General features: G+C 72.0%; 12 protein-coding genes and 1 riboswitch. Of the genes, 11 read left to right on the top strand and 1 reads right to left on the bottom strand.

Annotated elements, in window-relative coordinates; all coding sequences use genetic code 11:
* Nucleotides 1-369 precede the first annotated feature (369 nt).
* From JE024_RS08850 to JE024_RS08810, 9 genes are all read left to right on the top strand, one after another.
* Entirely contained in the window at nt 370-1,650 is a 1,281-nt protein-coding gene (locus JE024_RS08850; protein ID WP_205373060.1) for an extracellular solute-binding protein, read from the top strand.
* Nucleotides 1,651-1,824: 174 nt separating this feature from the next.
* Complete coding sequence (locus JE024_RS08845; protein ID WP_205373059.1) at nt 1,825-2,775, top strand: carbohydrate ABC transporter permease; 951 nt, start codon at nt 1,825-1,827, stop codon at nt 2,773-2,775.
* Between the two features lie 43 nt (nt 2,776-2,818).
* Nucleotides 2,819-3,730 (top strand): carbohydrate ABC transporter permease, encoded by a 912-nt coding sequence (locus JE024_RS08840; RefSeq protein WP_244882712.1) that lies wholly within the window; start codon nt 2,819-2,821, stop codon nt 3,728-3,730.
* Nucleotides 3,731-3,754: 24 nt separating this feature from the next.
* The gene (locus JE024_RS08835; RefSeq protein ID WP_205373058.1) at nt 3,755-5,488 is read left to right on the top strand and encodes a glycoside hydrolase family 43 protein; all 1,734 of its coding nucleotides are present in this window, start codon (nt 3,755-3,757) and stop codon (nt 5,486-5,488) included.
* A 92-nt stretch (nt 5,489-5,580) separates the two neighbouring features.
* Nucleotides 5,581-6,624 (top strand): LacI family DNA-binding transcriptional regulator, encoded by a 1,044-nt coding sequence (locus JE024_RS08830; RefSeq protein ID WP_205373057.1) that lies wholly within the window; start codon nt 5,581-5,583, stop codon nt 6,622-6,624.
* A 95-nt stretch (nt 6,625-6,719) separates the two neighbouring features.
* Nucleotides 6,720-6,923: riboswitch (cobalamin riboswitch) on the top strand.
* 60 nt (nt 6,924-6,983) lie between these two features.
* A complete protein-coding gene (locus JE024_RS08825) occupies nt 6,984-8,024 on the top strand; it encodes an ABC transporter substrate-binding protein (RefSeq protein ID WP_205373056.1) in 1,041 nt (346 codons plus the stop codon).
* Nucleotides 8,021-9,034 carry a FecCD family ABC transporter permease gene (locus tag JE024_RS08820; RefSeq protein ID WP_205373055.1) on the top strand — a complete coding sequence of 338 codons (1,014 nt, stop codon included), beginning with the start codon at nt 8,021-8,023 and terminating at the stop codon, nt 9,032-9,034. Before JE024_RS08825 ends, JE024_RS08820 begins: the two co-directional genes overlap by 4 nt.
* A 227-nt stretch (nt 9,035-9,261) precedes the next feature.
* Nucleotides 9,262-10,113, top strand: coding sequence for an ABC transporter ATP-binding protein (locus tag JE024_RS08815; protein WP_205376453.1), 852 nt, complete (start codon nt 9,262-9,264; stop codon nt 10,111-10,113).
* A 337-nt stretch (nt 10,114-10,450) separates the two neighbouring features.
* On the top strand, nt 10,451-10,672 hold the full coding sequence (locus JE024_RS08810; protein ID WP_205373054.1) for a hypothetical protein: 222 nt from the start codon (nt 10,451-10,453) through the stop codon (nt 10,670-10,672).
* Between the two features lie 175 nt (nt 10,673-10,847).
* On the opposite strand, the gene JE024_RS08805 is transcribed toward JE024_RS08810, so the two are convergent.
* A complete protein-coding gene (locus tag JE024_RS08805) occupies nt 10,848-11,480 on the bottom strand; it encodes an RNA polymerase sigma factor (protein ID WP_280521551.1) in 633 nt (210 codons plus the stop codon).
* A 701-nt stretch (nt 11,481-12,181) separates the two neighbouring features.
* Here JE024_RS08805 and JE024_RS08800 point away from each other — a divergent pair.
* Together JE024_RS08800 and JE024_RS08795 are read left to right on the top strand one after the other, a co-directional pair.
* Nucleotides 12,182-13,699, top strand: coding sequence for a DHA2 family efflux MFS transporter permease subunit (locus JE024_RS08800; RefSeq protein WP_205373052.1), 1,518 nt, complete (start codon nt 12,182-12,184; stop codon nt 13,697-13,699).
* A 193-nt stretch (nt 13,700-13,892) separates the two neighbouring features.
* Nucleotides 13,893-14,654 carry a thioesterase II family protein gene (locus tag JE024_RS08795; RefSeq protein ID WP_205373051.1) on the top strand — a complete coding sequence of 254 codons (762 nt, stop codon included), beginning with the start codon at nt 13,893-13,895 and terminating at the stop codon, nt 14,652-14,654.
* Nucleotides 14,655-14,724: the final 70 nt, after the last annotated feature.

Below are 14,724 nucleotides of genomic sequence, written 5' to 3'. Positions count from 1 at the left end.
GGGTGCCTCCGGCTTCCGGGGACGAGGGGGGTGGGCCCGGCGGCGGACCACCGGCGGGCGGTCGCATGCTGCTGTGCCCCGAGGAGACGGTCAAGCACTCGCGAAAGTTTCGTTGAAGTGTGCAGGTCAGCCATCGGTGTTACGAAAATTCCGCTCGACGGGATGCTCGTCGAAACACCTCATCCGGAGGCCGGGAGGTGTGTTGCCGCAGTTCCAGGGCGTGTTGGTGACGGTGGGTGGTGTCCGTGGCGGTGTGTCGCGGCAGCTTCCTCTCAACTTCACTCAGTATTTCGCGAAACTATTGACACAGGTTTCGGAAGCGGCGACCTTGGTGCCACTCATCCCGCACCCCTCTTCCGGAGGACCACCATGGGCCGTACGCGTGCCCGCAGAAGCGCCGTCGCGCTCGCCGCCGCCGTCTGTCTCGTCGCCCTTCCCGCCTGCGGCGCGGATTCCGGCTCCGCCGACGGGAAGATCACCCTGACCGTCGCCACCTTCAGCGACTTCGGCTACAAGCCCCTCATCGAGGAGTACGAGCGCACCCACCCCGACGTCGTCGTCAAGGAGCGCATCTCCCAGTTCGACCAGCACCACAACCAGCTCTCCACCCAGATCGCCTCCGGCAGCGGCGCCGCCGACGTCGTCGCGATCGAGGAGGGCTACCTGCCGAAGTTCCGCGCGGTGAAGGACAAGTTCGTCAACCTCGCCGACCACGGGGCGACGAAGCGCAAGGACGAGTACCTGGCCTGGAAGTGGGAGCAGGGCACGCTCGGCACCCAGGACTTCGTGATGGGCTACGGCACCGACGTCGGCAGCCTCGCCATCTGCTACCGCAAGGACCTCTTCGCCCAGGCCGGCCTCCCCACCGACCGCGCCGAGGTCGGCAAGCTCTGGCCCACCTGGGACGCCTACTTCGCCACCGGCGAGAAGTTCCGGGAGAAGGTCCCGGACAAGGCCTGGTTCGACAGTTCGGGCAACATCTTCACCGCGATGATGAACCAGACCGAGTTCGGGTTCTTCGACGCGAAGGACCAGTACATCGGCGACAGCAACCCCAAGGTCCGCGAGTTCTTCATGGCCACGGCGAAGGCGACCGCCGACAAGCAGTCGGCCAACCTCGCCCCCTTCAGCCAGCAGTGGAACGCCGGCATCAAGCTCGGCCGCATGGCCACCATGACCTGCCCCGCCTGGATGACCGGCCAGATCAAGACCGCCGCCGGCGAGGCCAATGCCGGCAAGTGGGACATCGCCGCCGTGCCCGGCGGCGGCGGCAACTGGGGCGGCTCCTTCCTGACCGTCCCCCGGCAGAGCAAGCACGCGAAGGAGGCCGCCGAACTCGCCGACTTCCTCACCTCCGCGGCCTCCCAGAAGAAGATCTTCACCGGCCCCGTCGGCGCGCTGCCCTCCCTCGTCCCGGTCCTCGACGACCCCCAGGTGCAGGGCGCGAAGCAGGCGTACTTCAACGACGCCCCCACCGGCGCCCTCTTCGCCGCCTCCGCCAAGTACCTGAGCCCCAACTACCGGGGCACCAAGGACCAGCAGGCGCGCATCCCGTTCGGCAACGCCCTCCAGCTCGTGGAGCAGGGCAAGGCCGACGCGGACAAGGCATGGGACAAGGCGCTCGACGACGCGGCCAAGAACATCCGCTGAGCCCCGGTCCGGGCCTGCGCGAACAGACCCGGACCGGCCCGGACACCGGGCGGCGGTTCCCCGGCCCTGCCGCCGCCCGGTGCCCCCGGGCCACCTCCCCGCGGCAGCGACCGCCGCCCGGCCCCCAGGACCCCGCCCCCGTACCCTCGCCCCTCGTACCTTCGGAGAACCCGCATGGCGGTTCAGGCCCACCCCACCCCAGGCCGCACCCGGCCCGGCAGGCCCCCACGGCGGCCGCGCCCGGAACGGCACCTGCTGCCCTACCTCTTCGTCGCCCCCTTCTTCGTCGTCTTCGGCGTCTTCGGGCTCTACCCCCTGCTGCAGACCTTCTGGGTGTCCCTGCACGACTGGGACCGTCTCGCCGGGCAGGGCGCCTGGGTCGGGTTCGACAACTTCACCCGCCTGCTGGAGGACTCCGACTTCTACACCGCGACGTTCAACACCCTCAGCATCTTCGTCCTCTCCACCGTGCCCCAGCTCCTCGCCGCCCTCGGGCTCGCCTGGCTGCTGGACCGGCGGCTGCGCGCCCGCAGCGCCTGGCGCGCCCTGATCCTGGTACCCCAGTACGTCTCCGTCGTCGCCGTCGCCCTCGTCTTCTCCCAGCTCTTCGGACGCGACTTCGGCATCGTCAACTGGGTCCTGGAGAACCTCGGCGTCATCGGCGCCCCCGTCGACTGGACCGCCGACACCTGGAGTTCGCACCTCGCCATCAGCTTCATGGTCATGTGGCGGTGGACCGGCTACAACGCGCTGATCTTCCTCGCCGCCATGCAGGCGGTGCCCCGCGACCTGTACGAGTCGGCCCAGATCGACGGCGCCTCCCGCTTCCTGACGTTCCGCAAGGTGACCCTCCCGGCGATCCGGCCCACCATCGTCTTCACGGTCGTCATCTCCACCATCGGCGGCCTCCAGCTCTTCGCCGAGCCCTTCCTCTTCGACCAGCAGGGCAACGCCGAGGGCGGCGCCGAGCACCAGTTCCAGACGCTGACGCTGATGCTCTACAAGTACGGCTTCATCAACAACGACGCCGGCTACGCCTCGGCCGTCTCCTGGGTGCTCTTCCTCGTCATCGCCGTCGTCGCCGCGGTGAACTTCCTGCTCGCCCGCCGCTCCGAACGCCGCTGACCCCGCCCGACGCCGCCCCTTTTCGTCATCAGAGGAACCCGACATGGCCGTCACCGCACCCACCAGGCCGTCCGCCGTCCGCGCCGACCGCCGCCGCTCCGGGCCACGGACCGCCGCGCGCCGCGGCCCCCACCGGCTCGACGGCGCCGGACCCGTCGCCTACGCCCTGCTCGCGGCGATCACCGCCGCCTCCGTCTTCCCGCTCTACTGGAGCTTCGTCGTCGCCTCGCACGACGACAACTCCGTCCTCGCCGGCACCACACCGCCCCTCGTCCCCGGCGGCCACCTGATCGAGAACATCCAGCGGGTCTTCGAACTCTCCGCCTTCTGGCAGGCCCTCGGGAACTCGCTGATCGTGGCGTCCACCACCGCCGTGTCCAACGTGCTGCTGTCGTCGCTCGCCGGGTTCGCCTTCGCCAAACTCCGCTTCCCCGGCCGCAACGCGCTCCTGGTGTGCGTCGTGGTGACCGTCATGGTCCCCACCCAGCTCGGCATCATCCCGCTCTACATGCTCGTCACCGACATGGGCATGTACGGCAGGCTCTCCGCGCTCATCGTGCCCGCGCTCGTCTCCGCCGTCGGCGTCTTCTGGATGCGCCAGGCGATCGAGGAGAACATCCCCGACGAACTGATCGAGGCCGCCCGCATGGACGGCGCCGGACTGCTGCGCACCTACTGGCACGTCGTCGTCCCCGGCGTCCGCACCACCGCCACCGTGCTCGGCATGTTCACCTTCATGTTCGCCTGGAACGACTACTTCTGGCCGCTCATCGCCCTCCCGCCGGAGAACGGCACCGTCCAGATCGCCCTCAACCAGCTCGCCGCCGGCTACTACACCGACTACACGCTCATGCTCGCCGGAGTCGTCGTCTCGGTGCTGCCCGTGCTCGCCGTGTTCACCGTCCTGGCCCGCCGGATCGTCTCCGGCGTGATGGCCGGAGCCGTCAAGGGCTGACCGCCCCCCATGCTACGGAGACCCATGACCGCCCTGCCCACAGCCCGCGCACAGGACCGGCCCGGACGGCCCGAGCACGCGGCCACCCGTGCGGCGACCATCGTCAACCCCGTACTGCGGGGCTTCCACCCCGACCCGTCGGTGCTGCGCGTCGGCGAGGACTACTACCTCGCCACCTCCACCTTCGAGTGGCTGCCCGGAGTCGCCGTCCACCACTCCCGCGACCTCGTCCACTGGCGGCCGCTCGGCGGACTGCTGACCGAGCCCCGGCTGATCGAGCTGGCCGGACGCCCGGACTCCGGCGGCGTCTGGGCACCCTGCCTGTCCTTCACCGACGGACTGTTCCACCTCGTCTACAGCGACGTCACCAACCTCTCCGGCGCCTTCAAGGACGTCCGCAACCTGGTGATCACCGCCCCCTCCCTCGACGGCCCCTGGTCCGACCCCGCACCCTTCCCCTCCCACGGCTTCGACCCGTCGCTCTTCCACGACGACGGCCCCGGCGGCGACGGCCGGAGCTGGGCGCTGTGGATGGAATGGGACCACCGCCCCGGCCGGCACCCCTTCGCCGGCATCCTGCTCCAGGAATGGGACCGGGCACTGCGGCGCACCACCGGACCGGTCCACCGCGTCTTCACCGGCACCGAACTCGCCCACACCGAAGGCCCCCACCTCTACCGGCGCGACGGCTGGTACTACCTGCTCACCGCCGAGGGCGGCACCTCCTGGGGGCACGCCGCCACCGTCGCCCGGTCCCGCGCCGTCACCGGCCCCTACGAGGCCGACCCGGCCGGCCCGCTGCTCACCTCGGCGGGCGACGAACGGCTGCCGCTCCAGAAGGCCGGACACGGCAGCCTCGTCGCCACCCCCGACGGCGACTGGTACCTCGCCCACCTCACCGCCCGCCCCCTCAGCCCGCTCGGCGCCTGCGTCATGGGCCGCGAGACCGCGCTCCAGCGCGTCGAGTGGACCGCCGACGGCTGGCCCCGGCTCGGCGGCGAACCGCCCGCGGGCCCGGCCGGCCCCGCCGCCGCGGCGCCCCGGACCACCGTGCCCGGCCCCCCGCTGCCGCCCGACCCCGTCACCGGGCCGCCCGCCCGCGACGACTTCGACCTGCCCGCACCGGCCGCCCACTGGTCGACCCTGCGCCGGCACCCCGACCCCTCCTGGCTGACCCTCGGCGAACGGCCCGGACACCTCAGGCTGCGCGGCGGCCAGTCGCTCGGATCCACCCACGGGCAGAGCCTGCTGGCCCGGCGCCAGCAGGCCCCGGCGTTCACGTTCGCCGCCCGGCTCGACGCCGCACCGCGCACGCCCCGCCAGATGGCCGGCATCGTCCACTACTACAACTCCACCCTCTGGCACTACGCCCACCTGACCTGGGACGAGACACTCGGCCGGGTCCTGCGGGCCGGTGTGTGCACCCACGGCCACTACACCGAACCGGCACCCCCGGTGCGCGTCCCCGACGGCCCGCTCGACCTCCGCCTCACCGTCCGCGGCGCGGACGGCGGCTTCGCCTGGCGCCCGGACGACGGCACGGCCTGGCGCCCCTTCGGCCCGGAACTCGACGTGGCACGCCTCTCCGACGAGAGCGCCACCCGCAGCGATCCCACCGGCGGCCACTACACCGCCTGGGGGTTCACCGGCGCCCACGCCGGCCTGTGCGCCCAGGACCTCACCGGCGACCGGATGCCGGCCGACTTCGACTGGGCCGAGTACCGGGAAACCCCCGCCGGCCCCGGCGAACAGCACTGAGCGGGCGCGGCGCCCGGCCGCTCCGGGAAGGCCATAGGCTTCCCGGAGCGGCAGCACCACCCCCGACACACCACCGAACGGAAACGGAACGGATGACAGCCGAGCACCCGGACGACACCGGCAGGATCACCCTGAACACCGTCGCGTCAGAGGCCGGCGTCTCCGTCTCCACCGTGTCCAAGGTCCTCAACGGACGCTCCGACGTGTCCACGGACACCAAGGAACGCGTCGAGGCCGTCATGGACCGGCTCGGCTACCAGCGCCGCCCGGCGCGCCGCCGCGGGGCCGTCGTCGACCTCGTCCTCAACGAACTCGACAGCCTCTGGTCGGTCGAGATCATCAGGGGGGTCGACGAGGTGCTCCACGCCGCCGGCGCCAGCATGGTCCTCTCCGCGGTGCACGGGCGCAGTTCCGACACCCGCGAGTGGATCGACCAGATGGCGGCCCGCCGCAGCAACGGCGCCATCCTCGTCGTCTCCGAACTCACCCCCCAGCAGCGCCGCCGGCTCACCGCGATGGACGTCCCGTTCGTCCTGGTGGACCCGGTCGGCAGCGTCGACGCCCTCGTGCCCACCGTCGGCGCCACCAACTGGGCCGGCGCGGTCAGCGCCACCGAGCACCTGATCGCCCAGGGCCACACCCGGATCGCGCACCTCGCGGGCCCGCGCCACGTCCTGTGCAGCAGGGCCCGCGCCGACGGCTTCCGGGCCACCATGGAGCAGGCCGAACTCCCCGTGCCTGAGGAGTGGGTGCCGCACGGCGAGTTCAACGACGCCTCGGGCCGCGCCGAGACGGCCCGGCTGCTCGACCGCGCCGAGGCCGACGGCAGCCCGCCGCCCACCGCCGTCTTCGCCGCCAGCGACCTCCAGGCGCTCGGCGCGTTCGAGGTGCTGCGGGCCCGCGGCCTCGCCGTACCCGGGGACATGAGCGTCGTCGGCTTCGACGACCTGCCCGTCGCCCGCTGGACCCACCCGCCGCTCACCACCGTCCGCCAGCCCCTGCTCGACATGGCCGCCATGGCGGCCAACACCCTGCTGCGCATCATGGACGGCGAGCCCGCCGAGCACCTGCGCCTCGAACTCGCCACCCAGCTCGTCGTCCGGGGCAGCACCGCCGGGCCCCGCGACGCCTCCTGACGGCACCGCACATGAGCCCCCGCCCCGGCCCCGCGGCCCGTGCCACGGCGCGGAGCGGGCGTGACCGACGCCACGGCGGGCCGCCTCCGGGGCCTTGATAGCCTGCCGGGGCCAGTCGAGCCACACCACGGCCAGGGAATCCGGTGCGAATCCGGAACTGACGCGCAGCGGTGAGGGGGACGGGCGGGGCACTCACGCCACTGGGAGACCGTACGGCCGCACGGCCGGCACACCTCCCGGGAAGGCGCTCCGTCCGGACGAACCCGAGTCCGAAGACCTGCTGGCACCTTCCCGCGCCCCGCGGGAAGGGACCCACAGGCCAGGCTCCGCGTACGAGCCCCGACCCCCGAGGCGACCTCGTGCCCCGTAACACCCTCCGTCCCACCGCCCTCCTGCTCCTCCCCGCCCTGCTGCTGACCGCGTGCGGCGCGGGCGGCGGTGACGAGCGCCCCGGCGGCGCCGCGTCCGCCGGCGGATACCCGCGCACCGTCGACAACTGCGGTCACCGCGTCACACTCACCGCGCCCCCCGCCCGCGCGGTCTCCCTCAACCAGGGCACCACCGAGATCCTGCTCTCCCTGGGCCTGGCCGACCGGCTCGCGGGCACCGCCACCTGGACCGACCCCGTGATGAAGGGCCTGGAGAAGGCGAACGCCTCCGTCCCGCGCCTCGCCGACAACAACCCCTCGTTCGAGAAGGTGCTCGACGCCGAACCCGACTTCGTCACCGCCTCGTTCGAGTCCACCGTCGGCAAGGGCGGCGTCGCCACCCGCGAGCGGTTCGAGAAGCTCGGCGTCCCCGTCTACGTCTCGCCGACCGACTGCGCCGCCGGCAAGGACAACGCGGCCGGCGGCGACGGCTCCCGCAGCCGCCCCCTCGAACTCGCCGACGTGTACGGCGAGATACGCGACCTGGCCCGCGCCTTCGGTGTCGAGGAACGCGGCGAGGACCTCGTCGCCCGGCTCCAGGAGCGGGTGCGCGCGGCCACCGCCGGCCTGGACGCCGCGGACGTCTCCCTCATGTACTGGTTCGCCAACGCGCAGTCCCCCTACCTGGCGGGCTGCTGCGGCGCCCCCGGCGCCATCACCCGCGCGGTCGGCGCCCGCAACGCCTTCACCGACACCCACGACGAATGGCCCCAGATCAACTGGGAGACCGTCGCCGACCGGGACCCCGACGTCATCGTCCTCGGCGACCTCACCCGCAAGTCCCAGACCGCCGAGAGCGCGGCCGCCAAGATCCGCTTCCTGCGCGGCGACCCCGCCACCCGCAACCTGACCGCCGTCCGCGAGAACCGCTTCATCCTGCTCAGCGGACAGGCGATGAACCCGTCCCTGCGCACCGTCGAGGGCATCGAGCAGGTCGCCGCCGGGCTGCGCGAGCTCGGGCTCGCCGGGTGACCGGGCGCATCGCGCTGCTGACCGGGGGAGGGCTGCTGGCCCTGGCCGCCTCGATCGCCACCGCCGTGACCATCGGCCCCGCCGACATCTCCACCGCCGACGTGTGGGCCTCCGTCGCCGCCCGGCTCGGCGCGGGGGAGACCACGCTCGCCCCGCTGCGCGACGGCATCGTCTGGGACCTGCGGATGCCGCGCACCCTGCTGGCCGCCGTCTGCGGTGCCGGACTCGCCCTGTGCGGCGCGGTCATGCAGTCCCTGCTGCGCAACCCGCTGGCCGACCCGTTCGTCCTCGGTGTCTCCTCCGGCGCCTCCACCGGCGCCGTCGCGGTGGTCGTCCTCGGGGTGGGCGGCGGGGCGGTGTCCCTGTCGGCGGGCGCCTTCCTCGGCGCACTCCTCTCCTTCGGCCTGGTCCTCGGGCTCAGCCACAGCCTCGGCGGCAGCACCGACCGGGTCGTCCTCTCCGGCGTCGCCGCCATGCAGCTCTTCTCCGCGCTGACCTCGTTCGTGGTGCTCACATCGGCCGACGCCGAGACCACCCGGGGCGTCCTGTTCTGGCTGCTGGGCTCACTCGCCGGCGCCGGCTGGTCCGAGGTGGCGCTGTGCTCGGCCGTCCTCGCCGCCGTCCTCGCCGTCTGCCTGGGCCACGCGCGCACGCTGGACGCCTTCGCGTTCGGGGAGGAGGCGGCGGCCTCGCTCGGCGTGCGGGTGGCCCGCGCCCGCCTGGTGCTGCTGTGCGCCACGGCGCTGCTCACCGCGGCGCTGGTCAGCAGCGCCGGGGCGATCGGCTTCGTCGGCCTGGTGCTGCCCCACGCCACCCGCGCGCTCACCGGCGCGGGGCACGCCCGGCTGCTGCCCGTCACGGCGCTCGCCGGCGCCGTGTTCCTGGTCTGGGTGGACACCGCGGCCCGGACCGTCCTCGATCCCCAGGAGGTTCCCGTGGGAGTGGTCACCTCGCTCATCGGTGTGCCGGCCTTCGTGGCCGTGCTCTACCGCGGCCGGAGGACGGCGTGACGGCCGCGGGCTCCCGCCGGGGCCCGGACGAGACGGCTGCCGCCCCGCGCACCGGCACGGACGCGGCGGCCCGCGTCGGCACGGCCGGTGGTGCGGCCGGCGGTGCGGGCATTGCGGCCCGCGGCGGCAAGGCCGCCGGGCACGACCCCGCCGCGGACCGCGGTGACGGCGACGGTGCGGGGCGGGAGCCGGGGCGGCGCGAGCCGGGTCCGCGGGAGGCCGTCGGGCTGGGCGCGGAGCGGGTCACCCGGCGCACCGGGGGACGTCTCGTCGTCGACGGCGTCGGCCTCACCCTGCGCCCGGGGGAGACGCTCGGCCTGCTCGGGCCCAACGGGGCCGGCAAGTCGACCCTGCTCCGCCTGCTCGCGGGCGTGCTCGCCCCCACCTCGGGCGTGGTCACGCTCGACGGGCGCCCGCTCGCCGAGGTGGGGCGGCGCACCGTCGCCCGACGTGTCGCGACGGTGGAACAGCACGCCCACACGCAGACCGAGCTGACCGTCCGTGACGTCGTCGCCCTCGGCCGGATCCCGCACCGCCGCGCCTGGTCGCCGGCCCCCGCGTCGGGCGGCGCCGCCGTCGAGGCCGCCCTGGCGCGCACGGGGCTGGCCGACCGCGCCTCCCAGTCCTGGCACACCCTCTCCGGCGGCGAGCGCCAGCGCACCCAGATCGCCCGGGCCCTCGCCCAGGAACCCCGCGAGCTGCTGCTCGACGAGCCGACCAACCACCTCGACATCCAGCACCAGTTGGAGCTCCTCGAACTGGTCGCGGGCCTGCCCGTCACCACCGTCGTCGCGCTCCACGACCTCAACCTCGCCGCCATGTACTGCGACCGGGTGCTGGTGCTCAGGGACGGCGCGGTGGTCGCGGAGGGCACCCCCGCCGCGGTGCTGACATCCCGTCTGATCGAGGACGTGTACGGCGTCGCGGCCGAGGTCTCCCTCGCGCACGGCCACCCGGTGATCCGCTTCCTCCGGCCCGGCACGGCCCCGTCGGGCACGACGGCACCGGGAAGTTGGCCGGAAAAGGCGTGCGGGCGCGCACAATTGGACACACCGGTCCACGATCGGACGGAGATCTGATCAATGCCGGCTCGGGCCTTCCAGGCCCCGACCGGGCCCAGTACGCTGGCGCACAGCCTCCACGAAGGAGCCGACGACGCGGGAGCGCGCCCGGGTTCCGGGAGGGAAGCGCCGGCTTCATCGTGCCTGCTCATGAGGGACACGGGGGCGCCTCACGGCCCTCCGGGCCCTGCGTGCGGGCCGCGTTCGGCGGCGATCGCCCTCAGCCCGTGCCGCGACGGCATCTCTTCGCCGGCGGCGGACTCGCCGAACGCACCAGTATTGATTCCTCTGACACGCGCGTATAGCCTGGGTTTCTGATTAATGAATGAACTAAATGCGGTGGAAGGTGGGTGGCATGAACGAATCGGACGAAAAAGAGTCAGCGGTATCGGTATCGCAATCGGATGAAGAAACGCTGGCGAGGCTTTCCAGTGCTGTCGGGCAGCCTCCCGTCAACGTGCTGGAAAACGCCAAGGCGTTGTTCGCTCTGATCCACGAAGGCAAGGACGCCGAGGACACCGATTCGGTTCCCGCCGTTTCCGCATCCGCCGGGCCGGCCAATCGCGGGTGCGGCTGATCCCCCTCGCTCCCCGGTCGCACGCCGACATGCGATCGCGGAGCACGTGACGGAGAAGGTCTCCCGGCGCACGGGAAAGTGCCTTCCGGTCCGGAACGGCAGTGGCTGTGCAGCACTGTCGTCCCGTGCCGGAAGGCACTTTGCCGTGGTGGCCCCGCAGGGCCGGATCAGCGGATCAGCGGTGCTGCTCCAGGGCGAAGCTCCGCAGACCGGAGCGGGTGATCGCGCTGAGCAGCTCCGCCGCCTGCTCCGACCGCTCGGTCTCGCGCTGGAGCAGTTTCCGGAGATGCCCCAGACAGCGTGACCTGACCGGCCCGAGCGAGCCTCGCGGCATGCCCAGGGTGGCGCTGATCTCGTCGTACGACATCGGCGGGTCGGTCACCAGGAGCCCCAGCAGGGCCTGGCACTTCGGTGAGAGCGCGCAGTAGGCGAGCAGGACCTCGTTGTCCCGCTCCTTGGCCAGGGCCGTCTCCTCGGGGAGGTTCTCCGAGGGCTCCGAGCGCTCGAAGACGGGTGAGTCCCCCACCGGCACGCTGCGGCCGGTCTTCTCGATGTGCTTGAGGCTCTCCCGGCGGGCCGACACCGCGATCCACTGGGTGAGTTTCTCCGGATCGCGCAGCTTGCCCAGATGCTGGATCACCCGCATCCAGGTGGTCTGGCTGACGTCCTCGCAGTCGGCCGTGGAGAGCCGGTGCCCCCGTGCGATGGCCCAGATCAACGGTGTGTACCGTTCGACAATTCGATTCCAGCTGTCCTGATTTCCCGCTATGCAGTCGTCTACTAGCTCGTTCAAGGTAGGCGTACGCATATGTCCCCCGGTTTGTTCTCTTCCCCCATCACCGTTGGTCGAATGTTAGTGGGTGACCGTGGGTAATGAGCCATAGTACCCCTGAGTAGTTTTTCTCCTGTTTACGTGGAGAGCTCTGGGGTCGGCTGACGGAAGAAATTAGACATGTAGCACGATGCCTCGTCACTTCGGTGACCTGTGGAGACTCTTGAGTCCTGTGGACGTCGTCCGGAAAGTGACTGTCTCCCCCTACAACTGTTTACTATACGGGGCTGCCGGAGCGGGGTGTCAATCGATCAGCTCGCCGCTCAAGCAGTTGAATTGCGTACGGAAAGTGGCCGGAAGTCATAGCGGAATGGGGGATTCGGAGGGTGCGTCCGCTCCTTTTCGACCGACTCCGCGGCCGTCCGCGGTCCAGGCTGGCGAAAGGCCGTGACCTGCGGGACGGCGCCCCCGTGCCGACGTGCGCCGGAGGTGTCGCGCCGTACGGCGGGGCGGCCCGCGGCGCGGCGGACGAAATGCCTCCACAGGGAAGTCCGTTGGCCGACGGCAGGCGCGTACCGGCCCCCGTTCGCCTGTGACGTCGGACACACGGCCGGGAATTCCCGGCACCGACGTATCCGGACGGCCTGCCACCGGATCTGCGTTCATGACAGGGACAGTCAGCTCACGAGGGAGACATGTGATGAAGCACGGGTCGCAATCGCTGGGGGAAGGAAACCGTGACCGTTGAACGCAACCCGTGGCCGGCGCTGGGCGCGCTGATCGCAGGGTTCTCCCTCATCGTGCTGGACATGAGCGTGGTGGCGGTCGCCAACCCCGCGATCATGGAGTCGCTGGACGCCGGCGTCTCCGAGGTCATCTGGGTGACCAGCGCCTATCTGCTCACCTACGCGGCACCGCTGCTGTTCACCGGACGCCTCGGTGACCGCTTCGGCCCCAAGAACGTCTACCTGACCGGCCTGGTGGTCTTCACCCTCGCCTCGCTGTGGTGCGGTGTGGCCGGCGGCATCGACTCGCTGATCGCCGCCCGCGCCGCGCAGGGCCTCGGCGCCGCCCTGATGACGCCTCAGACCATGACCGTCATCACCAAGATCTTCCCCGCCGACAAGCGCGGCGCAGCGATGGGCGCCTGGGGCGGCGCCGCCGGTGTCTCCCTGCTCCTCGGCCCGGTCATCGGCGGCCTGCTGGTCGACTCCGCCGGCTGGGAGTGGATCTTCCTGATCAACGTGCCCATCGGCATCCTCGCCTTCGCCCTGGCCTGGAAGCTGGTCCCCACCCTGGAGACCAGGAAGCACTCCTTCGACCCGCTCGGCATCCTGCTCTCCTGCGGCGGCATGTTCCTGCTGGTCTACGCCCTCCAGGAGGGCAACAACGAGGACTGGTCCGCGAGCATCTGGCTGATGATCGGCGCCGGACTCCTGGTGCTGGCGCTCTTCGTGTGGACCCAGTCGCGCAACAAGGACGAACCGCTGCTGCTGCTCAGCCTGTTCCGCGACCGCAACTTCGCGCTGGCCAACGTGGGCATCGCCGCGATCGGCGCCGCCGTCACCGCGATGACGGTGCCCTCGTACTTCTACCTCCAGGGTGTGCGGGGCCTGTCCTCCATGGAGTCGGCCCTGATCTTCGCGCCGCTCGCCATCCTCACCGGCGTCGCCTCGCCGATCGTCGGCAAGCTGTCCGACAAGGCCCACCCGCGCACCTTCACCACCATCGGCTTCGTGCTCTTCGCCGTGTCGATCGTCGGCTACAGCGTGCTGATGAAGCCCGGCTCCGAGCTGTGGATGTTCTCCGCCACCGCCGCCGTGACCGGCATCGCCAACGGCATGGCCTGGGGCCCCCTCGGCGCCATCGCCACCCGCAACCTCCCCGTCCACCAGGCCGGCGCGGGTTCGGGCATCTACAACACCAACCGGCAGATGGGCGCCGTGCTCGGCAGCGCCGTCGTCGGCGCCCTGTTCGTCGACCGGATCGCCGCCCATCTGCCGGGCATCGGCGGAGGGGGCGACCACTTCGAGGGCAGCGTCGTCGACATCCCGGCGGCGGTGCACGAGCCCTACAGCAAGGCCCTCAGCGAGACCGGCCTGCTGCCCGTCGCCTTCCTGCTGCTCGGCGCCGTCGCCTGCGCCCTGTTCATCCGCTTCCCGGAGCGGGAGACGCCCGAGGACCGCGCCGGGGCCGAGGCCGCCGGGGACGGCTCACAGGACCCGGTGCTCCAGAAGGCCGACGGCACCGGCTGACACACCGTCCGCGGCACCGGCCCGGCCCGCCCGCCCGCGCGGCCCGGGCCGGTGCCGCGTGCACGAGGCCCGCGGCACGACGGACGAGGCCCCCGAGGCACGACGGACGAGGCCCCGCGCCACAACGGACGAGGTCCCGCGGCGTAACGGACCGCGTGCAGAGGATCCGCAGAACAACGGGGAGGAACAACCCATGGCCACCACGGACGACTTCGGTCTCTGGATACGCCGGCTGAGCACCGCCGACACCCCCAGGGCGAGACTGGTCTGCTTCCCCCACGCGGGAGGCTCCGCCAACTTCTACTTCCGCTTCGCCCGCCGCTTCGGCGACCTGGACGTCCACGGCATCCAGTACCCGGGCCGCCAGGACCGCCGGCACGAACGCACCAGGGACAGCGTCCAGGAGCTCGCCGGCGAGATCGCCGCCCTGATGGGCGACTGGGACGACCTGCCCGTCGTCCTGCTGGGCAACAGCATGGGCGCCCTGGTCGCCTTCGAGACCGCCCTGCGCCTGGAGGCCCTGGGCAACCCGCCCCGCGCGCTCTTCGCCTGCGGCCGGGTCGGGCCGATGCTCCTGCGCGACGAGCAGACCCACCTCAAGGGCAAGGACGCCTTCCTGCGGGAGATGGCCCTGCTCGGCGGCATGGGCCACGAGCTGCTCCAGGACGAGGAGATCATCGACCTGGTGCTGCCGCCCATGCAGGCCGACTACCGCGTCGCCGAGACCTACCGGGGCACGCCCGGGGCGCGGATCTCCGTGCCGCTCCACGTGCACATCGGCGACGACGACCCCAAGGTGACCGAGCCCGACGCGGCCGAGTGGCGGCACAGCACCACCGGCGCGTTCACGATGGACGTCCACGCGGGCGGCCACTTCTTCTTCACCGAGAACGGGGACGCGCTGGTCGACGCCGTCCACCGCTCCCTGGCGGAGGTCCCGGCCGTCCACGGCTGAGCCGAACCGCACCCCCCGCACCGCGCACACCGCGCACACCGCGCACCCCACGAGGCCCGCGCGACCGGAC

Origin of the sequence: Streptomyces zhihengii, from assembly GCF_016919245.1 — a bacterium.
In the GTDB taxonomy this organism is placed as follows: Bacteria; Actinomycetota; Actinomycetes; order Streptomycetales; family Streptomycetaceae; genus Streptomyces; species Streptomyces zhihengii.
This window is presented reverse-complemented; position numbering and strand designations above follow the sequence as displayed.